17 protein-coding genes are annotated in these 18,520 nt (G+C 72.2%); 3 read left to right on the top strand and 14 right to left on the bottom strand.

Annotated features, from left to right (window positions below; translation table 11 throughout):
* Positions 1-33: 33 nt before the first annotated feature.
* The 4 genes from ACIPEQ_RS04830 to ACIPEQ_RS04815 are packed head-to-tail and all read right to left on the bottom strand — an operon-like array spanning position 34 to position 4,140.
* The gene (locus tag ACIPEQ_RS04830; RefSeq protein ID WP_402714294.1) at positions 34-1,389 is read right to left on the bottom strand and encodes a nucleotide sugar dehydrogenase; all 1,356 of its coding nucleotides are present in this window, start codon (positions 1,387-1,389) and stop codon (positions 34-36) included.
* Positions 1,386-2,405, bottom strand: coding sequence for a Gfo/Idh/MocA family protein (locus ACIPEQ_RS04825; protein ID WP_402714293.1), 1,020 nt, complete (start codon positions 2,403-2,405; stop codon positions 1,386-1,388). The genes ACIPEQ_RS04830 and ACIPEQ_RS04825 overlap by 4 nt, the downstream gene beginning before the upstream one ends.
* Positions 2,402-3,508: a DegT/DnrJ/EryC1/StrS family aminotransferase gene (locus ACIPEQ_RS04820; protein WP_402714292.1), complete on the bottom strand. Its 1,107-nt coding sequence runs from the start codon at positions 3,506-3,508 to the stop codon at positions 2,402-2,404. Before ACIPEQ_RS04820 ends, ACIPEQ_RS04825 begins: the two co-directional genes overlap by 4 nt.
* On the bottom strand, positions 3,505-4,140 hold the full coding sequence (locus tag ACIPEQ_RS04815) for an N-acetyltransferase (protein WP_402714291.1): 636 nt from the start codon (positions 4,138-4,140) through the stop codon (positions 3,505-3,507). The genes ACIPEQ_RS04820 and ACIPEQ_RS04815 overlap by 4 nt, the downstream gene beginning before the upstream one ends.
* A 104-nt stretch (positions 4,141-4,244) precedes the next feature.
* On the opposite strand from ACIPEQ_RS04815, the gene ACIPEQ_RS04810 reads away from it, so the two are divergent.
* A complete protein-coding gene (locus ACIPEQ_RS04810) occupies positions 4,245-5,183 on the top strand; it encodes a hypothetical protein (RefSeq protein WP_402714290.1) in 939 nt (312 codons plus the stop codon).
* 143 nt (positions 5,184-5,326) lie between these two features.
* On the opposite strand, the gene ACIPEQ_RS04805 is transcribed toward ACIPEQ_RS04810, so the two are convergent.
* From ACIPEQ_RS04805 to ACIPEQ_RS04775, 7 genes are all read right to left on the bottom strand, one after another.
* Positions 5,327-6,523 carry a glycoside hydrolase family 1 protein gene (locus tag ACIPEQ_RS04805; RefSeq protein ID WP_402714803.1) on the bottom strand — a complete coding sequence of 399 codons (1,197 nt, stop codon included), beginning with the start codon at positions 6,521-6,523 and terminating at the stop codon, positions 5,327-5,329.
* Between the two features lie 8 nt (positions 6,524-6,531).
* On the bottom strand, positions 6,532-7,419 hold the full coding sequence (locus ACIPEQ_RS04800) for an alpha/beta fold hydrolase (RefSeq protein WP_402714289.1): 888 nt from the start codon (positions 7,417-7,419) through the stop codon (positions 6,532-6,534).
* Positions 7,416-9,200 (bottom strand): ABC transporter ATP-binding protein, encoded by a 1,785-nt coding sequence (locus ACIPEQ_RS04795; protein ID WP_402714288.1) that lies wholly within the window; start codon positions 9,198-9,200, stop codon positions 7,416-7,418. Before ACIPEQ_RS04795 ends, ACIPEQ_RS04800 begins: the two co-directional genes overlap by 4 nt.
* Positions 9,197-10,162 carry an ABC transporter permease gene (locus ACIPEQ_RS04790; RefSeq protein ID WP_402714287.1) on the bottom strand — a complete coding sequence of 322 codons (966 nt, stop codon included), beginning with the start codon at positions 10,160-10,162 and terminating at the stop codon, positions 9,197-9,199. The genes ACIPEQ_RS04795 and ACIPEQ_RS04790 overlap by 4 nt, the downstream gene beginning before the upstream one ends.
* The gene (locus tag ACIPEQ_RS04785; protein ID WP_111226808.1) at positions 10,159-11,139 is read right to left on the bottom strand and encodes an ABC transporter permease; all 981 of its coding nucleotides are present in this window, start codon (positions 11,137-11,139) and stop codon (positions 10,159-10,161) included. The genes ACIPEQ_RS04790 and ACIPEQ_RS04785 overlap by 4 nt, the downstream gene beginning before the upstream one ends.
* Entirely contained in the window at positions 11,136-12,896 is a 1,761-nt protein-coding gene (locus ACIPEQ_RS04780) for an ABC transporter substrate-binding protein (protein WP_402714286.1), read from the bottom strand. Before ACIPEQ_RS04780 ends, ACIPEQ_RS04785 begins: the two co-directional genes overlap by 4 nt.
* Before the next feature lie 325 nt (positions 12,897-13,221).
* On the bottom strand, positions 13,222-14,325 hold the full coding sequence (locus tag ACIPEQ_RS04775) for a LacI family DNA-binding transcriptional regulator (RefSeq protein WP_402714285.1): 1,104 nt from the start codon (positions 14,323-14,325) through the stop codon (positions 13,222-13,224).
* 206 nt (positions 14,326-14,531) lie between these two features.
* Here ACIPEQ_RS04775 and ACIPEQ_RS04770 point away from each other — a divergent pair, with 206 nt between their 5' ends.
* Entirely contained in the window at positions 14,532-14,687 is a 156-nt protein-coding gene (locus tag ACIPEQ_RS04770; RefSeq protein WP_402714284.1) for a hypothetical protein, read from the top strand.
* Positions 14,688-14,797: 110 nt separating this feature from the next.
* On the opposite strand, the gene ACIPEQ_RS04765 is transcribed toward ACIPEQ_RS04770, so the two are convergent.
* Positions 14,798-15,538: a GntR family transcriptional regulator gene (locus ACIPEQ_RS04765; protein ID WP_402714283.1), complete on the bottom strand. Its 741-nt coding sequence runs from the start codon at positions 15,536-15,538 to the stop codon at positions 14,798-14,800.
* 134 nt (positions 15,539-15,672) lie between these two features.
* Here ACIPEQ_RS04765 and ACIPEQ_RS04760 point away from each other — a divergent pair, with 134 nt between their 5' ends.
* Positions 15,673-16,821, top strand: coding sequence for an MFS transporter (locus tag ACIPEQ_RS04760; RefSeq protein ID WP_402714802.1), 1,149 nt, complete (start codon positions 15,673-15,675; stop codon positions 16,819-16,821).
* A 115-nt stretch (positions 16,822-16,936) separates the two neighbouring features.
* Here the strand turns inward: ACIPEQ_RS04760 and ACIPEQ_RS04755 are convergent, their stop codons facing one another.
* Positions 16,937-18,103 carry a Vms1/Ankzf1 family peptidyl-tRNA hydrolase gene (locus ACIPEQ_RS04755; protein WP_402714282.1) on the bottom strand — a complete coding sequence of 389 codons (1,167 nt, stop codon included), beginning with the start codon at positions 18,101-18,103 and terminating at the stop codon, positions 16,937-16,939.
* Positions 18,103-18,387, bottom strand: a complete 285-nt coding sequence (locus ACIPEQ_RS04750; protein ID WP_402714281.1) for a hypothetical protein — start codon at positions 18,385-18,387, stop codon at positions 18,103-18,105. Before ACIPEQ_RS04750 ends, ACIPEQ_RS04755 begins: the two co-directional genes overlap by 1 nt.
* Between the last annotated feature and the right edge of the window lie 133 nt (positions 18,388-18,520).

Raw genomic sequence — 18,520 nt, 5'->3', positions numbered from 1 at the left:
GCGAGCGCACCCGGTGCCGGCGGTCGGCGGTCGTCACGGCGCCCCACCGGCCCCGCCGCCGGCACCCCCGACGCCCCCGACGCCCCCGCCGCTCCCGACGCCCCCGCCGCTCCCGATCGCCAGGACGGTGACGCCGGACCAGCGCCGGGGGTCGAGGACACGACGGCCGTCGACGATGGTCCGCACCCCGGGGAGGTCGGTCGGCTCGAGGGCCGTGTACTCGGCGTGGTCCGCCTGGACGATCGCGGCGTCGACGCGCGATCCGGCCGGGTGCGGCTGCAGTCCCGACGCCGCGAGTTCCCGGTCGGGGAACAGCGGGTCGGAGGTGGTGACGATCGCACCGCGTGCGCGGAGCGCGTCGACCGTCGCGAACACCCCGGAGAAGGCCGTCTCCTTGACGCCGCCGCGGTAGGCAGCGCCGAGGACGACGACACGCTGCCCGTCCAGACTGCCGTGTGCGCGTTCGAGCAGCCCCACGGCGTGTTCGGGCATCGCCGTGTTCCGCTCACGCGCGGCACGCACGACCGTCGCCTCCGGGTCGTTCCACAGGTACAGCCTCGGGTAGACCGGGATGCAGTGGCCTCCGACGGCGATGCCCGGGCGGTGGATCTGGCTGTAGGGCTGCGAGTTGCAGGCGGTGATCACCGCCGCCACGTCGATGCCGTGATCGTCCGCGAACCGTGCGAACTCGTTCGCGAGCGCGATGTTGACGTCACGGTAGGTCGTCTCGGCGAGCTTCGCCAGCTCTGCGGCCTCCGTGCTGCCGAGGTCCCAGACCCCGTTGGGACGCCCGAGGTCGGGGCGCTCGTCGAACTGCAGCACGTCCTCGTAGAAGCGTCGGGCTGCTGCCGCCCCGGCGGGGGACACCGCTCCGACCAGCTTCGGGTACCGGCGCAGATCCGCGAACACCCGTCCGGTGAGCACCCGTTCCGGCGAGAAGACCACGTGGAAGTCCTGTTCGGCGACGAGGCCGGACGCGGCCTCGAGTCGGGGCAGCCACCGCCCGCGGGTCGTCCCCACCGGCAGGGTCGTCTCGTACACGACGAGCGTGCCCGGTCGGAGGTGCTTCCCGATCGATGCCGTCGCGCCGTCCATCGACGTGAAGTCCGGCCGGCCGTCGCCGTCGACGACGAGCGGCACGACGACCACGACGACGTCCGCCGCGGTGATCGTCGCGGCGTCGACCGTGGCGCACAGACGACCGGAGGCCACCGCAGACCGGAGTCGGACCGCGAGCTCGGCCTCACCGGGGAAGGGTTCCGTCCCGGCGTTGACGGCGTCGACGACCCGCGTCGAGACGTCCAGACCGGACACCGTCGCGCCCGAGCCGGCGTACTGGACCGCGAGCGGGAGACCGATCTTGCCGAGACCGACGACGACGACGTTCATCCTGCGCCCCCTCCTGCTGCCGCGTGGTCGACGATCGAGACCGTGCCGGTCCGTGCCGACGTGATGACGCGGTCTGCGACGGCGACCGTCCGCATGCCGTCGGCGAGCGTCACGACGTCCTGCCGCCGACCGAGGACGGCGTCACGGAACGCCTCGTGCTCGAGGACGAGCGGTTCCCGCTTCGGGATCGCGAACCGTGTCGACGCGCCCTCGGCCACGCCGCGGAAGGCGGCGAGCTGGTCCCACGACGTCCGCTCGGTGCCGTTCTCGTGGAAGGTGAGGTCGGCGGTGAGGGTGTCCGCGACGTACGCGCCCCGTGCACCGGTCACGACGACGACCCGTTCCTTGAAGGGGCTCAACCAGTTGACGAGGTGCGACGTCACGGTGCCGTCCTCCAGGCGCCCCGAGACGGCGACGAGGTCCTCGTGCAGCCGCCCGCTCTTCGTGGTGGCGTGTGCGCTGATGCTCGCGTAGGGCGAGCGCGCGATCCAGGTGGTCACGTCGATGTCGTGCGTGGCGAGGTCCTTCACGACGCCCACGTCCGCGATCCGGTCGGGGAAGGGACCCTGACGCCGCGTCGCGATCTGGAAGACGTCACCGAGCTCGCCGGCGTCGAGCCGTTGCCGGAGGGCCTGCAGCGCCGCGTTGTACCGCTCGATGTGCCCGACTGCTCCGACGAGCCCGGCCCGGTCGAACGCGGCGACGAGACGCGCTGCCGCGGCGGCATCGACCGCGACGGGTTTCTCGATCAGGGTGTGGACCCCTGCCGAGGCGAGCCGGAGACCGACCTCCTCGTGCGTCGCGGTCGGGGTGGCGACGACGGCGACGTCGATGCCGACCCGCAGGAGTTCGTCCACCGAGCCGACGACGGGGGCGCCCTGCGCTGCCCCGAGGCGGTCCCCGACCTCGTCCGCGACCGCGACGAGTTCGACGCCGTCGAGGGCGTGGAGCACCCTCGCGTGGTGGCGCCCCATCATGCCGAGCCCGATCACCCCCGCGCGGAGCACGGCGCTCACCGGCCGGCTCCCGCCAGGGTGTTGACCGCGTCGACGATCCGGTCGAGCTGCCGCAGGGTGAGCGACGGGTACACCGGCAGCGCCAGGACCTGTGCGGCCGCGAGCTCGGTCTCGGGCAGGTCGATCGCGAGCCCGAAGGACGGCAGGCGGTGCACGGGCGTCGGGTAGTAGACACCGGTGGCGATCCCGAACTCCTCGAGGAGCGCCGCGGCGAAGCCGTCACGGTCCTCCGGGACCCGGATCACGTACTGGTGGAAGACGTGCTCGGCCTCCGGCGCGACGACCGGTGCGCCGACCCCGCGCAGCTCCCGCGTCAGGTACGCCGCGTTCGCCTGTCGCTGTGCGGTCCACTGCGGGAGCTTCGCGAGCTGGACACGTCCGATGGCGGCGTGGACGTCGGACATCCGCGCGTTGAACCCGACGACCTCGTTCTCGTAGCGGCGCTCCATCCCCTGGTTGCGCAGGAGGCGGACGCGGCGAGCACTCGCCGCGTCCGCCGTGGCGACCATGCCGCCTTCGCCCGCCGTCATGTTCTTGGTCGGGTACAGGCTGAAGGCGGCGGCGTCCGAACCGCTGCCGACGCGGTGACCGGCCCACCGCGCACCGTGGGCCTGCGCGGCGTCCTCGACGACGAGCAGACCGTGGTCGGCGGCCAGGGCTGCGATCGCCGTCATGTCGGCCGGGTGGCCGTAGAGGTGGACCGGCATCACCGCACGCGTCCGTCCGGTGATCGCGCTGCGGACGGCGCCCGGGTCCATGCAGTAGGTCGCGGGGTCGATGTCGACGAAGACGGGGTCCGCGCCGGCGAGACGGACGGCGTTCGCCGACGCGGCGAAGGTGAACGACGGGACGACGACCTCGTCGCCGCGGCCGATCGCGAGCGCGACGAGTGCGAGGTGCAGGGCGGCGGTGCCGCTGTTCACGGCCGTTACCGGTCGGGACTCCACGAGCGCCTCGCTGAACTCGCGCTCGAAGGCCGCCACCTCCGGCCCCTGGGCCAGACCGCCGGACGTCAGGACGGCGTCGACGGCCCGTCGTTCCGCCGTCCCGATCAGTGGCCTCGCCGCCGGGATGACCTCCGGCCCCGGCGCCGTCGCGGTCATCGGACGACCTCGAGCCGCTCGCCGTCGAGGACGAACCGGTCGCCGGTGTCGGAACACACGAAGGTCAGGTCGTCGACCCGCACCAGCCGTGTGCCGGTCCGGCCGACCCACCCGATCTGCCGCGCCGGCACCCCCGCGACGAGGGCGTGGTCGGGCACGTCCGCGACGACCACCGCACCGGCTGCGACCATCGCCCACCTCCCGATGCGGACGGGCGCCACGCAGACGGCGCCGGCACCGAGGGACGCCCCCTGCTCCACCACCACGGCAGCGGGCTGCCAGTCACCGACGCGTCGCACCGTGCCGTCGGGATCGACCGCTCGCGGCACGTGATCGTTCGTGAGGATGCATCCCGGCCCGACGAACACGCCGTCGCCGAGCACCGCGGGTCCGTAGACCAGCGCCGCGTTCTGCACCTTGCAGTCGGCGCCGATGCGCACGCCGGCACCGATCGTGACCCCGCGGCCGACGGTCGTGCCGCTGCCGATCACGGCGCCGGCCTCGACGTGGGACACGCCCCAGACGCGGACTCCCGCTGCGAGCACGACGTCGCTCGCGACCGCGGCGTCGGGAGCGACGTCGGCGCTGGGCGCTGCGGACGCCGCTCGTGGTGTCGTTCGGTCCTGGGTCATGGCGGAGGCTCCTCCTCGAGAACGGGCAACAGTCGTGACCGTACTGAATGTGGCGTAGATGTGTTACAGTGGTATACGAGACCCCGCCGAGTATGCTGATGTCCGTGCGATGGAGTCGAGTGGGCTGGCCCGGGGTCGGGTACGTCTCCCTCGAGGACGTCGAGGGCTACGCCGAGCACCTCGCCCGCCTGGTCACCGACGCACCCCCGTCCGTCGCGGCCCTCGCGTCCGTGACGTGGAACGAGGCCCGCATCGCCGCGTGGCACGAGACCGAGACCACGACCCCGACCGGCACCCCGGACACCGCCGGCATCGACGAGGCGCCGACCCGCACCGTCCGGGCCGTCCTCGTGGTCCGGACCGACGAGGTCCTCGACACACCGGACGGCCTCTGGCGCCGCTGGAACCACGCCCGTGTGACGCTCGAGTTCCACCGCGCGGTGCTCGAGCCCGAGGACACCGCACCGCTCGCGGTCCTCGCCGGCGACGTGCAGGTCTCCCGCGGCGAGATCGCGCACGTCGACGCCGACGTCTGGGAGCTCCGCCTGCTGCTCTCCCCCACCGGTGAGCTCGCGGTGCACTTCCGTGACGTGGTGATCGAGGTCCGCCCCGTCGCCGAGTCGGCGTGGTCCGACCTGGAGGCGCGCCCCACCCACGGCTGGCACGGCCCGGTGCCGGACGGCTGGCTCGAGTGGGCCGCCCCCGCGGTGCGCGCTGCGGGTCACGGTGACGTCGGTGGGCTCTCACTCGAGCTCGACGGGTTCGGCGCGGACCCGACCGGCATCGACGAGGTCGACCCGCGATGGGGCTTCGCCCCGCTGCACGCCGCCGCCTGGTTCGACCGGCGCGGCACGACCGAGGCACTCATCGAACGCGGCGCGGACGTCACCCTGCTCGACGCCGAGGGGCGGACGGCGCTCGACATCGCCCGCGAGCGCGGGTCGCGCAAGGCGGAGGAGGTGCTGCTCGCCTGGTTCGACGCGCACGCGATCGGCGAGGCCCACGTTGCCGACGATCCCTCGAGCGATGAGGCGACCCGTTGACCGAGGGGCCCCTGGACGGACTGGAGGCGGGGGGGGGCCGGGGGCCCCCCCCCCCCCCCCCGCCGGGGGGGGGGGCGGGCCGCCCGGGGGGGGGGGGGGGGGCCCGCGGGCCCCCCCCGCCTCCAGTCCGTCAGGGGGTCGCGTCAGTCGCGACGGGTCTCGAGCGCGTTCGCCTGCGCGACCTTCCCGTACCACCGGGCCGAGTCCTTCGGCGTCCGCGCGAAGGTCTCGCGGTCCCACGCGACGAGCCCGAACGTCGGGCGGTAGCCGGACGCCCACTCGTAGTTGTCGAGGAGGGACCAGTGCTGGTAGCCGAGGACCTCGATGCCGTCCTCGATGCAGCGGTGGATCCCCTCGAGGGCGCCCTGCGTGTACGCGACCCGGCGGGAGTCGTCCGCGGTGGCGATGCCGTTCTCGGTGATCATCAGCGGCACGTGGCCGGAGAGCTCCCAGGCGCTGCGGAGCCCGTCGGCCGAGGCCTCCGGGTAGAACTCCCACCCGGTGAGGGTCGTCTCGACGTCGTCCTCGACCGGCACCGGGCCCGAGGCGCCGATGAACGTGCGGGTGTACGCCTGCACGCCGAGGAAGTCGTCGCCGGCGGCCTGCTCGAGGTACCAGTCGTCGCGCGGGTAGCCGTACTCGCGGAGCATCTCCTCGGAGCCGGGCTCGCCGTTCGCGCGGAACGCCTGCGTGGCGATGGTCCAGCCGGACTGGATGCCGGACACCTGCGACAGGACCTCGCGGGACCGCTTGTGCGACGCGAGCAGCTGGTCCGCCACGTGCAGGTCCGGGTTCGGCAGGCCGTAGGCGACCAGGTTTGCGGCGTCCTCTCCGCCGGCGAGCATCGCCGCGATGTTCGGCTCGTTGATCGTGCAGACGTAGCGGACGCCGTCCTGCACGACGGGGAGCGCGGCCTCGGTGTAGCGGGCGAACAGGTCGGCGGCGTCGTCGGCGCGCCAGAAGCCGTCGCGCTCGAACCAGCGCGGCACGGTGAAGTGCATCAGGGTGACGATCGGTTCGATGCCGACCTCGTGGCAGGCCTCGACCATGCGGCGGTAGTGGTCGACCTCGGCGCGGGAGACGTGACCGCGCTCGGGCTCGATGCGGGCCCACTCGATGCTGAACCGGTAGGAGTTCAGGCCGAGGTCGGCGGCGATGCGGATGTCCTCGCGGTACCGGTGGTAGCTGTCCGCGGCGTCGCCGGAGGGTTCGACGATGGTGGTGTCGGGTTCGTGCTCGTGCACCCACCAGTTCGAGTTGACGTTGTTGCCCTCGATCTGGTGGGCGGCGGTGGCGGCACCCCAGAGGAAGCCGTCGGGGAACTGCAGCGTGGTGATGATGGAGCCTTTCAGGTGCGAGCCGGTGCGTGCCGGCCGAGGAAGTCGTCGAAGAGCGCGATGGTCGCGGCGGGGTTCTCGACGTGGGGGCCGTGGTAGCTCGTGGCGACGACCTCGTAGCGGGCGCCGGTGTCCTCGGCCATCTGCCGCTGCCACGGGATCGGCCAGGCGCCGTCCCACTCGCCGTGCGCCACGAGGACCGGCAGGCCGGTCGCGCGGAGTTCGGCGGACGAGTCGGTGTGGTCCTCGAGGACGTGCCCACCGGCGACGACGCTCAGGGGGCTCGTCGCGTCGAAGCGGTCGCGGACCATCCGGACGTCGTCGGGGAGGTCCTCGTCCGGACGCCCGGCCCAGAGGGGGTTCGTCGCGTCGAACAGCTGGCGGAGGTTGCCGCCGGTGTCGTGCAGGATCGTCAGCTCGGTGACCTTGCGGTAGGGCCAGCCGTACGGGCCGGAGCAGAACTGCACGACGCTGCGGAACGCGTGCGGCGACGCGATGGCTGCTGCCCGGGCGATCACGCCGCCGAGCGAGTGGCCGATCAGGTGCACGGGCGCGCCGTCGTCGAGCAGTGCGGCGACCCGGACGACGTCGGCAGCCTCCTCGTCGAGCGAGTACTCCGAGGGGGTGTCGGGCGCCGCGGAGTCCGCCTGGCCCCGGCGGCTGATCGCGACGGCGGTCCAGCCGGCCTCGCGCAGGAGCGGCATGAAGGTGCGCCAGTCCTCCTTCGAGCCGGTGTACCCGGGGACGACGAGCACGACGCCCTTCGACGGTCCGGACGGGACCACCCGGTAGGCGGTGAGCCGCCCGACGGGCAGGTCGATGCCGACGACGTCGACGCCCTCGGGCGTGGGGAGGTGCCCGAAGGCCGGGACGGACGGGAACTCGTGCACGGTGGTCATGCGAGCAGTGTCCGCCGCGGGTTCGGCACCGCGTCCAGCAGCGCGACCGTGTAGTCGTCCTGCGGGTGCTGCAGCACCTCGGCCGTCCGGCCCCGCTCGACCACGGCGCCGTCGTGCAGCACCATGATGTCGTCCGTGATGAGCCGGGCGCTCAGCAGGTCGTGCGTGATGTAGAGGAGCGACACACCCCACTGCTCGCGGAGGTCCTCGAGCAGCGCGAGCACGCCGGCGCGCAGCGTGACGTCGAGCATCGAGACGGGCTCGTCGGCGATGATCACCTGCGGGTCGCTCGCGAGCGCCCGGGCGATGACCACGCGCTGCCGCTGCCCACCGGACAGCTGGTGCGGGAGCTTCTGCGCGAACTGCTCGACGGGCGTCAGGCCCACGGTCTCGAGGATCTCGAGCATCCGGCGCCGGGCATCACGTCCGCGGAGTCCGGTGTAGTTCGCGATCGGCCGGGACAGGATGTACTCCACCGTGTGCAGCGGGTTGAGCGCCGCGTACGGGTCCTGGAACACCATCTGCACCTCGGAGCGCAGGTCCTTGAGCCCTCGCCGCCCGAGCTTGGCCACGTCCGTGTCACCGAACCGCACCGTGCCGCTGGTCGGCTGCTCGACGCCGGTGAGCATCTTCGCGATGGTCGACTTGCCCGAGCCGGACTGGCCGACGAGGGCGAGCGACTGCCCCGGCTCGAGGGTGAACGACACGTCGCGGACGGCCTGCACGGGCTGCTCGCCGCGGCGGGGCGCCGGGTACGTCTTGACGAGGTGGTCGACGACGATCGGGTTGCGGGCGGCGCTGCGCTCGCGGGACCCGACGGTGCTGAACGAGGACGTGGTCTCCTGGCGGGTCGCGCCCTCGGACGAGCGCAGCGACCGGTCCGGGAAACCGGGCAGCGACACGACCTCAGCGCGCGGGTCCGCGTAGTGCGACAGCAGCATCTTCGTGTAGTCGTCCTGCGGGTCGCGGAGGACCTCGAGCGATCGGCCGTCCTCGACGATCCGCCCCTCGTGCATGACGAGCACGCGCTCGGTGGCCTCGAGGACGATGCCGAGGTCGTGGCTGATGAGGATCGCCGTGAAGCCCTCGGAGCGCTGCAGTTCGATGATCGTGTCCATCACCGCGTGCTGCACGAGGACGTCGAGGGCCGTGGTCGGCTCGTCGAACACCATGAGCTGCGGCTCGAGCGACAGGGCGAGGGCGATCGAGACGCGCTGCCGCATGCCGCCGGAGAGCTCGCCCGGGTACCGCGCGAGCATCGTCTCGGGCAGCTTGACCTTGCCGATCAGCTCCCGCATCCGGGCGTCCCACCGCTCACGCGGCACGTGCCCGTGGGCCTTGAACACGTCGATGAAGTGGTTGCGCACCGTGCGCACCGGGTTCAGCGCGTTCATGCCGGACTGCAGCACCATCGCGAAGCCACCCTGGCGCTGGCGGCGCAGGGCCTCGTCGTCGAGGTCACGGATGTCGGCCCCGCCGAACACGATGCTGCCGCCGTTGGTGCGCGCCGGCGGCTTCTGCAGCCGGGTCAACGCGTAGCCGAGGGTCGACTTGCCCGAGCCGGACTCCCCGACCAGGCCGACGAACTCCCCCTTGCGCAGGCTGAACGAGACGTGGTCGACGGCCTGGACGGCCGTCTGGCCGGCCGACTCGTAGACGACGGACAGGTCGCGGACGTCGAGCAGGACGTCGGTCTGGGTGCCGTCGGACGGGAGGCGCGTGGCGGTGCCGCCACGGGCCTCCAGACCGTCGCCGGTCACGTCGGGTGTCTGGCCGCTCATGCTGCTGCCTCCTTCTTGCGGCGCGCGCCCTCGCGCAGCCGCGGGTTGGACACGGCATCGACGCCGAAGTTGATCAGGGTGAGGCTCATCGCCAGCAGGGCGATGCAGAGACCCGGGGCGAACAGCAGGATCCACTGACCGGTGAGCAGCGCGTTCGAGTTCTGCGCCCAGTAGAGGATCGTGCCCCAGCTGACGATCGACGAGTCGCCGAGTCCGAGGAACTCGAGGCCCGCCTCGGCGAGGATCGCGCTCGTCGCGGCACCGAAGAAGCTGCCGACGATCAGGGACGTCATGTTCGGCAGGATCTCGCGGAACACGATGCGCGTCGCGCCGTCGCCGGAGAACTGTGCGGCGGTGACGAAGTCGCGGCTGCGGAGCGACTGCGTCTGGCTGCGGAGCACGCGCGCACCCCAGGCCCAGCCGGTGACGACGATCACGGCGATGATCACCGCGATGCCGCCGTTCTGCAGGTAGGCCGCGATGACGATCATGAGCGGCAGGCCCGGGATGACGAGGAACAGGTTCACGATGAAGCCGATGACCTCGGCGACCCAGCCGCGGATGTAGCCCCAGCTCAGGCCGATCGCGACGGCGACGAGCGTGGACAGGAAGCCCGCGACCGCGCCGACGAGCACGGAGACCCGGGCGCCGTAGATCAGTTGGGAGAGGACGTCCTCGCCGGCGGCGGTGGTGCCCATCCAGTGCGCCCAGCTGGCGTCGGCGTTCCGCTCGAAGCCGTTCTGGCTGCCGCCGTACGGGGCGAGGAGCGGGGCGGCGATCGCCACGAGGACGAAGAAGCCGAGGATGCACAGGCCGACGCGGGCCTTCGTGTTGCTCCAGACGACGCCGAACTGGCGTGCTGCCGCCCTCCACTTGGAGGGGGCTTGCTGGTCGTTGTTCTGCTGTTGCTCGTCTTGGGTCCGTACGGCGACGGTCTCGTTGGGTGTGCGCGTGTTGGTCATCGGCGCGTCCTCGGGTCCAGGACGCCGTAGAGGACGTCCACGATGAAGTTGGCGATGAGCACCGACACGGTGATCATCAGGAAGAGGGCCTGCATGAGCGGGTAGTCCTGCCCGATCACGGCGTTGAACAGCAGGTAGCCGATGCCCGGGTAGCCGAACACCTGCTCGACCAGCACCGAGCCACCGACCACGCCACCGAGCGCCAGGCCGAAGCCGGTCAGGTTCGGCAGGATGGCGTTCCGCGCGGCGTAGCGGACGGCCACCGTGCGACCACGGAGGCCGTTCGCCTCGGCGAAGGTCACGTAGTCGTCGCCGAGGGTGTTGATCATCGCGTTGCGCATGCCGATGATCCAGCCGCCGAGGCTCGTCACCAGGATCGTCACCGCCGGCAGGATCGCGTGCCGCAGGACGTCGCCGATGTACGTGCCGTTCCAGCCCGGGACGCTCGTCGCGGACGACGCCCCGGTCGTCGGGAACCAGTGCAGGACGTAGCCGAGGAAGAACAGCAGCAGGAGCGCCGTCCAGAAGTACGGGAACGTCGACATGAAGCTGCCCGAGAGCGTCGGGAGCGAGTCGAGCCAGGTCCCGCGCTTCCACGCCGCCGCGACCCCGATCAGCGTGCCGATGACGAACGCCAGGATGGTCACCGTGCCGACGAGCACGAGCGTGTACGGCAGCGCGCGGCCGACGAGGTCGCCGACGGGCTGCGGGTAGAACGTGTAGCTCGTGCCGAAGTCGAGGGTGACGACCTGGTGCAGGTAGCTGACGTACTGGTCCCAGAGGTTGCCGGAGGGGACGCCGAGCTGGGCCTCGATGGCCTTCTTCGTGGCGTCGGTGACCGGGCCGTTCTGGCTGAGCTTCGCGAGCGCCGCGTCGGACGGGCTGCCCGGCATGAGGCGCGGGAGCACGAAGTTCAGCGTGACCGCGGCCCAGAGGGTCAGGACGAAGAGGACGAGTTTCTGCAGGATGTACTTCACTTGGCCTGCTCCTCGAGGATCTTCCGGCCGGCCTCACTGTCACGGAGTCGGAGCTTCGTGAAGATGAGCAGCGGTGCGGAGTCGTAGTTCTGCGGCGCCATGTACGGGTCCTCCGCGCTCGGCCACCCGACGAACTTGCCGGTGTTGAACAGACCCCAGAGCCCGCCGTAGTACATGCCGATCACGGGCAGGTCGTCGTACACGATCGCCTGCAGCTGGTTCAGGATCTGCTGCTGCTCGGCGCGGTCGGTCGTCCCGCGGTACTCGTCGAGGAGCTTCTGGGTGTCGGCGTTCCGGTACCGCTCGAAGTTGTTCACCGTCGACTTGCCGACCGGCTGGTAGAAGTCGCTCGACAGCAGCGAGTTGTAGGCCTGGAAGACGTCGCCGTTCCCCATGCCACCCATCGCCATGTCGAACTTGCCGTTGTTGATGTTCTGCTGGTAGCCGGCGGGCTGCGGTGCCTGGATCTGCACCTTCACGCCGATCTTCCCGAGGTCGCGCTGCACCTGCTGTGCGGCCCGGAGCCAGTCCGAGTAGCCGTTCGCGGTCATGAGGTTGATCTCGAGCTGCTTGCCGTCCTTGACGAGCTTGCCGCCCTGCTGCACGTAGCCGGACTTCGCGAACTCGGCGAGGGCGCGGTCGGTGTCCTGCGTGATCATCCCCTTGTCGGGGATCGACGGGTCGAGGTACTGCTCCTGGTTCGGCAGGATCAGGCCGGTCTGGCCCGCGGCGCTGAGGTTGCCCTCGGAGGCGGTCTCGGCGATGCCGTCGCGGTCGAGTGCGTAGGAGATGCCCTTGCGCACGTTGACGTCGTCGTACGGCGCCTTCGTCAGGTTCGGGATGAGCCCGATCACGCCGCCGGCCGGGAACCACCACTGGTTCGTGTCGGACGCGGCACCCCACGTGCCCTTGACGTCCGAGATGAACGAGTACGCCCAGTCGTAGCCGCGGGTGACGGTGTCGAGCTGCGTGTTCGTCGCGGGCAGGACCAGGTGCTCGATCGCGATCTTGTCGGCCTGCCAGTAGGTCGGGTTCTTGTCCATCGAGTACTGCTGGTCGGAGTAGTTGCCGAGCACGAACGGGCCGGTGCCGACCGGGTTCGGGTCGCGCCAGGTGACCGGGTCCTTCACCCCGCCGTAGTGGTGCTCGGGGAGGATGTACGTCGCGCCGATGATGTTGAGGCTCGGGACGTCGTCGCCGTTGAGGTGGAAGACGAGGTGGTCGCCCTTCCGCTCGATGCGGTCGATGTGCTGCCAGGCGCCCTTGACGTCCATCGCCGGGAACTTCTTGAGCAGGTCGAACGTGAAGAGGACGTCCTCGGGCGTGAACTTCGTTCCGTCGGACCACTCGACGCCCTTCCGGATCGTCATGTCGATCGTCCGGGCGTCCGGGAGCTCCCACGAGCTCGCGAGCCACGGGATGCCCTTGCCGTCGAGGGGGTTGATCTCGATGAGCGGCTCGTACATCCACTTGCTCGCGGTGCGGGCGTTCGGGATGTACGGGTTGAAGTTGCGGTCGAACAGCGGGTTGCCCCGGTCCGCGTTGATGAGCATCGTGTCCTTGCCGATGCTCGGGTCCGGCTGGGAGCGGACCTGGACACTGCAGCCGGTGGCCACGAGGGCCACGACGGCGAGTCCGGCGATGGCGGCGGCGATGCGGCCGCGGCGTCGGGTGGGGGTGCGGGGCGCCGGTGGCGTCCGCCGTCCGTCCGGGCGCGGGTCGCGGTGCCCGCGCGTGCGCTGTGGGGGAAGCGTCATTGCTCGGTCGACCTCCGTGTCGAGTGGGTGCTGCGCCCAATGTATGCGCTTACATCACGCTCCGCAACACGTGGGTTCCGTGCCGGGGCGGAACGCCGGCGCCCCCGAGCGCGCCGGCGGGCAGCACACGATCGGCCGGTCGCCGTCGTCATCGCATCGCATCGCATCGCATCGCATCGCATCGCATCGCGTCGCGCGACGAGCGTGCACGACATGCCGCTCATGTCTCGCGCGCGGGTGCGATCCGTCGGCAGGAGGACCCGAACGTGACAGATCGGGCCCGCTCGGCGCCGCTCGACGGCCAGGCCCCGACCCGGCGACCGCCCTACATCGCGGGCGGGCAGCTCTCGCGCAGCAGCACCTCGACCGGCAGCCGCACGGCCCGCGGAGGCCCCTCGCGCCGCTCGAACCGGTCGACGATCGCCCGGACGGCCGCGCGCCCGAGCTCCCCCATCGGCTGGTGCACCGTCGTCAGGGGCGGCGCCGAGAACCGTCCTGCGTCGATGCCGTCGAAGCCGGTCACCACGACGTCCTCGGGCACCCGCAGCCCCCGCGCTCCGGCGGCGTCGAGCACGCCGAGCGCGGACTGGTCGTTCGAGCAGATCACCGCGCGCGGTATCGCGGTACCGTCGAACAGGGCCGACGCGAGCTCACGAGCGCGCGCACGCCCGAAGTCGCCGTGCACCACCCGGACGTCCGACGCCGCCAGTCCGTGGTCAGCGAGCGCCTGCCGGAAGCCCGCCGACCGCTCCATGTCGTCCGGGGAGTCGATCGGCCCCGCGAGGTACGCCAGCGACCGGATCCCGAGCCGACCGATCACGTGCGACGCCAGCGTGCGCATGCCCGCGGCGTTGTCGACGCTCACCGAGTCGAAGCCGTGCGAGCGACGGTCGTCCGCCAGCACCACGACCGGGATGCGTCGGGCGACGTGCTCGAGCAGGTCGTCGGGCACCGTCTGCGCGAGCACCGCCAGGCCGTCGACGCGGCCCGCGACGTCGTTCACGATGACGTCCCGCGAGGACCCTCGCCCAGCGGCCACCATGAGGGCGAGTCCCCGTTGCCACGCCTCGGTCTCGGCGCCGCGCAGGACCTCGTCGAAGTACAGGTTCGAGGAGAACGGCTGCGTGACGTGCCGGCGGTCGTCGACCACGCGGACGCCCCCGTCGGTGACGAGGTCGGGTCGCTCGTCCGGCACGACGTCGAACCCGGGCAGCAGCAGACCGACCACGCCGGTCCGCTTGCCGGCCAGCGCCCGTGCGTTGCCGGACGGTACGTAGCCGAGGCTCCGGATCGCCGCCTGCACCCGGTCACGGGTGCCCTCGCGGACCGCGTCGGGCGTGCGGAGCACGCGGGAGACGGTGGCGATGGAGACGCCGGCCTGGGACGCGACGTCGTAGACCGTGGGAGGTGCGGTGCGCTGCGCGCTCATGCCGTGCCTCCCGTCCGACGTCCACCCCGGCCTCCGCGCCGGTGCGCGGCCGGACCATCCTAGGCACGGGCCCGGCTCCCACTCCTCCACAGGCTGGCCGACACCCTTGCGTTCCGCGGACGGGCGGGCGCAGACTGTTGCGACCTCAGAACGTCCCGTGAGGAAGCGCACCACGACGGTGCCCACGCACACAGGAGGAACTCTCGATGTCCCAGCAGACGCGGTCCGGCAGCAAGCACGCCATCCGACTCACCACCGACGAGGCCGAGGTGCGCGACGCGCTCCTCGACCACACCGAGCACGGGGCGGCGTCGTCCGCCCAGGGCATCGACGGGTCCGAGGAACCCACGACCAGGGCCTGACCGGCCGGGAGGCACGGGTCGAGTCCGCCTCGTCGGTCCGGCCGGTCCCCCCTGGCTGGTGCGTCCTGGCCGGCGCCTCGTGTGTGACTGGTGATCGGTGCGCCCGGTGGTCAGTCCGGCTGGATGGCGGCAGGCTCACCCTCGCCGAGCAGCTCCGGGCTGCCGACGATCGCCATGCCCGCGCCGCGCAGGCGCCGTCGCTCCTGGGCGATGAACGCGAGCAGACGGTCGTTGGTCCCGGCGACGTGGGCTGCGAGCAGCTCAGCGGCACGGTCGGCCGCTCCGGAGCGCACGGCGTCGAGGATCGCGCTGTGCTCGTCCCACGCGGCCTCGCGCGCCTCGGCGGTGCGGACCTCGATCCACCGTGTCCGCTCGAGCCGGGTGAGCGCGTCGGCGATGGCGTCGGTGACGAAGCGGTTGCCACCGAGTGCCGCGAGGTCGACGTGGAACGTCGAGCCCATGCGGATCCCGGCCTCGCGGTCGGGGGTACTCCGGAGCTCGTCGAGGTGCGCTCGGACCTCGTCGAGCTGCTCGGCCGAGGCACGCTCGACGGCGAGGCGCGCGGCGGCGGGTTCGAGCACGCCGCGGAGCTCCGCGAGCGAGGCGATCTCGTCGAGGTCGATCGGCGTGACCGTCCAGGTCCGCCCCTCGTGGAGGATCAGCCCCTCGCGCTCGAGCCGCGACAACGCTGCGCGCACGGGGGTCCGTGAGGCGTGGAAGCGCCCCTCGAGTCCGCGCTCCGAGATGCGCTCCCCGGGGGCGATGTCGAGGGTGAGGATCGCCGCGCGCAGGTTGTCGTAGAGCTGGCTCGTCTGCGACACGGGCACGGCGGTCTCGGTCGTCTCGGTCACGGCGGACCAGCGTAGTGCAGATCGACCGCTGTTGGTATACCGTCCTGGTACACCAACCGCTCCCCGATCGGACCGCCGTGCCCGCGCAGACCTCCACCGCAGCTCCGGCCGTCGTCCCCGCCAGGGCGTGGACGATGCTCGCGCTCGGCGTCGCCGCGCAGGCCGCAGGGACCCTCGTCGTGTCCGCGCCGGCGCTGCTCATCCCGCACCTGCTGGCGCAGGGGATGCCGTTCGCGTCGGCGGGGCTGTTCGCCGCCGCGCCGACGATCGGCCTCGTCCTCACGCTGATCGCCTGGGGCGCGGTGACGGATCGGGTCGGCGAGCGCGTGGTGATCGCCGGCGGTCTAGCGCTCACCACGCTGACCGTCGTCGCCGCGTGGGTCACGGCCGGAGACCCGCTGCTGCTCGGCTTCGCGTTCCTGGCCGCCGGCATGACGAGTGCGTCGACGAACGCCGCGAGCGGCCGCGTCGTGGTCGGGTGGTTCCCGAAGGAGCGCCGGGGCCTGGCGATGGGCATCCGGCAGATGTCGCAGCCGCTCGGGGTGACGCTCGCCGCGGTGACCGTGCCGGTGCTCGCCGAGACGGACGGCATCCGGAGCGCTCTGGTGCTGCCGTTCGTGCTGTGCGCCGTGCTCACCGTGCTGTGCGCCGTCGGCATCGCGGACCCGCCTCGTGCGGCGCGCGGGTCCGACGCCGGTGCCGCTGCGCGGGTGAACCCCTACCGCGCCTCGGGCTTCCTGTGGCGGGTGCACCTGGTGTCCGTGCTGCTCGTGGTGCCGCAGTTCACGCTCTCGACCTACGGCCTGGTCTGGCTCGTGGGCCTCGGGTGGTCGACCCCCGCCGCCGGGCTCCTCGTCGGGGCGTCGCAGTTCGTCGGCGCCGTCGGGCGGATCCTCGTCGGGGCCTGGAGCGACCGCGCGGGTTCCCGGGTCGGGCCGCTGCGGATCGTCGCCGTCGCGGCTGCGGTCGTGATGGGCGTGCTCGCACTCGTCGACGTGTCGCACCTGGCGGCCGCGGCCGTGTTCCTCGTGGTGGCCACGAGCGTCACGGTCGCGGACAACGGCCTGGCGTACACCTCGGTCGCCGAGGCGGCGGGTCCCGCGTGGTCGGGCCGGGCGCTCGGGGCGCAGAACACGGGGCAGTTCATCGCGGCGAGCGCCGTGGGTCCGGGCGTCGGCGCGCTCGTCGGGGTGCTCGGCTTCGCGGCGTCGTTCGCGATCGTGGCCGCGCTGCCCCTGCTCGCGCTCCCGATCGTGCCGCGCACCGACCGCTCCCACGACTGACGCGTCCGGTCCGGCGCGCCCGCACCCCCGCAAGACGCAACGGGAGCGACTCCTCGCAGCGGGATGTCGCTGCGCGGAGCCGCCCACGTTGCGTTCTACGAGACGGACGGCCGGGTCAGGCGGGGACCGCGGGGCCGACGGGCCAGCGCAGGAGCGCGGACGCGGGGGCACCGCTCGGCAGCGACGCGGCGTTGACCAGCACGAGTTCGGCGTCGGTCAGGACGATCGCGCGGACCAGGGCGCACACGGCGGGCACCTGCCCGAGCACCGAGGCACCGGCGGCCTGTTCGGGAGCGGTGGCGACCCACGGTGCGGCGTCGAGCGCGTGGAGCGTCCGGTCGCCGAGGGCTCCGGCGTCGAGCGCGACGACCGCTGCCTGCGCCTGCTGCAGCGCGGACACGACGGACCCGAGCCCACTGACGCTCTCGTTGTCCCCGCGGCCCTCGTGCGTGCGGAGCAGGTCCTGCACGTCGTGCCGCCGCGACGCAAGGGCCCGGGCGAGCGCGAGGTCGACGTGCTGCACCAGCGCCTTCTCGGAGGCATCGTCGGCGCGCGGGTCGACGGCGACCTCGGTGACCAGTGCGCGCGTCGACGTGGAGAGCTCGCCGCGCAGGAGTTCCCGGGCGCGGATGTCCCCGGCGAGCACGATCAGGCGGGGCGAGGTCGCGCGGACGGTCTCCTCGATCGCTGCCGCGACCTCGCCGGCGGTCTGCTTCCAGATCTCCTCGGCGTGCTGGTGCCAGTGCGGCTGCTTCCACCCGGCGCCGGACTTCGCCTTGTGCAGGGTGTCGGTGCGGCCCTGCACGCGCTGTTCGTCCTCGGCGGCGCCGGTGGGTGCGTGCCCGAGTCGGTAGCTGCGGAACCCGCCGCCCTCGCGTCCGACGGTGACGACCAGGAAGGGCAGGTCGAAGGGCCGGTGAGCGAGCAGGGGCAGCAGGTCGGGGACGGCGCCGGTGCCGACGGACTCCTGCCCGTGCAGGTGCCCCGGGAGCACCTCGCTCAGCACGAGTTCGTCGTCGCGGACGAGCACGTACCGGGCGACCGGTGCGGGGACACCGGGCTGCTCGACGAGCTCCTCCTCGATGATCTGCGCGGCACGCTCCGAGCAGCCCTGCCCGGCGAGCGCGTCCGACACGGTCCGGCGCTGCAGCGCGGCGATGCGCCGTGGGTCCTCGCGGTTGCCCGAAGCATCGACGTAGGCCCACGTCCAGGTGCCCGGTGTCTGGAGCGCCTGGACGACCTCGGGCTGCAGGGCGCTGGTCTCGCGGGTGGTCTGGGCCATCAGCGCTCGCCCTCCTCGTCGGTCTCGGTCGTGAAGACGGCATCGGAGCCGGACCCGTCCGCGGTCGTGTCGGTGGCATCGTCCTGCAGCGAACCCTCGAGCTCGCCGCCGTACCCGGAGGCCGTGACCGTCTCGGCGTCGTCGGTGTCGTCGGGCACCGGTTCGGACTGCCGGAACTCCTCGACGTGCGCGTTGCTGCCGTGTCCCTGGACGATGCTCTGCGCCTCGTGCGCGAGCTGGTCGTCGAGCTCCGGTCCGTGCGTGCTGTTCCCGCGATCGGTCATCGCCTGCCCCTTTGCATCAGTGCCGCCGACGACGCTGTCGGGCCGCCTGCGGCTTCGGTGTTCTGCGTCCGTCCACGGTGCGCGCTCCGTACTGACCACGTTCGGAGATCGGAGCGAACACGCAGCCAGCGGC

The organism is Curtobacterium sp. NPDC087080 (assembly GCF_044745105.1).
In the GTDB taxonomy this organism is placed as follows: Bacteria; Actinomycetota; Actinomycetes; order Actinomycetales; family Microbacteriaceae; genus Curtobacterium.
Note: the sequence above shows the minus strand (reverse complement) of the source record. Positions and strands in the feature narration are given on the sequence as shown.

What these genes read in the sequence shown, in the direction of transcription:
- ACIPEQ_RS04830 (WP_402714294.1), bottom strand. Translation starts at nt 1,389, where the DNA reads ATGAACGTCGTCGTCGTCGGTCTCGGCAAGATCGGTCTCCCGCTCGCG.
- ACIPEQ_RS04820 (WP_402714292.1), bottom strand. Translation starts at nt 3,508, where the DNA reads ATGACCGCGACGGCGCCGGGGCCGGAGGTCATCCCGGCGGCGAGGCCA.
- ACIPEQ_RS04815 (WP_402714291.1), bottom strand. Translation starts at nt 4,140, where the DNA reads ATGACCCAGGACCGAACGACACCACGAGCGGCGTCCGCAGCGCCCAGC.
- ACIPEQ_RS04800 (WP_402714289.1), bottom strand. Translation starts at nt 7,419, where the DNA reads ATGACCACCGTGCACGAGTTCCCGTCCGTCCCGGCCTTCGGGCACCTC.
- ACIPEQ_RS04795 (WP_402714288.1), bottom strand. Translation starts at nt 9,200, where the DNA reads ATGAGCGGCCAGACACCCGACGTGACCGGCGACGGTCTGGAGGCCCGT.
- ACIPEQ_RS04790 (WP_402714287.1), bottom strand. Translation starts at nt 10,162, where the DNA reads ATGACCAACACGCGCACACCCAACGAGACCGTCGCCGTACGGACCCAA.
- ACIPEQ_RS04780 (WP_402714286.1), bottom strand. Translation starts at nt 12,896, where the DNA reads ATGACGCTTCCCCCACAGCGCACGCGCGGGCACCGCGACCCGCGCCCG.
- ACIPEQ_RS04775 (WP_402714285.1), bottom strand. Translation starts at nt 14,325, where the DNA reads ATGAGCGCGCAGCGCACCGCACCTCCCACGGTCTACGACGTCGCGTCC.
- ACIPEQ_RS04770 (WP_402714284.1), top strand. Translation starts at nt 14,532, where the DNA reads ATGTCCCAGCAGACGCGGTCCGGCAGCAAGCACGCCATCCGACTCACC.
- ACIPEQ_RS04760 (WP_402714802.1), top strand. Translation starts at nt 15,673, where the DNA reads ATGCTCGCGCTCGGCGTCGCCGCGCAGGCCGCAGGGACCCTCGTCGTG.
- ACIPEQ_RS04755 (WP_402714282.1), bottom strand. Translation starts at nt 18,103, where the DNA reads ATGGCCCAGACCACCCGCGAGACCAGCGCCCTGCAGCCCGAGGTCGTC.
- ACIPEQ_RS04750 (WP_402714281.1), bottom strand. Translation starts at nt 18,387, where the DNA reads ATGACCGATCGCGGGAACAGCACGCACGGACCGGAGCTCGACGACCAG.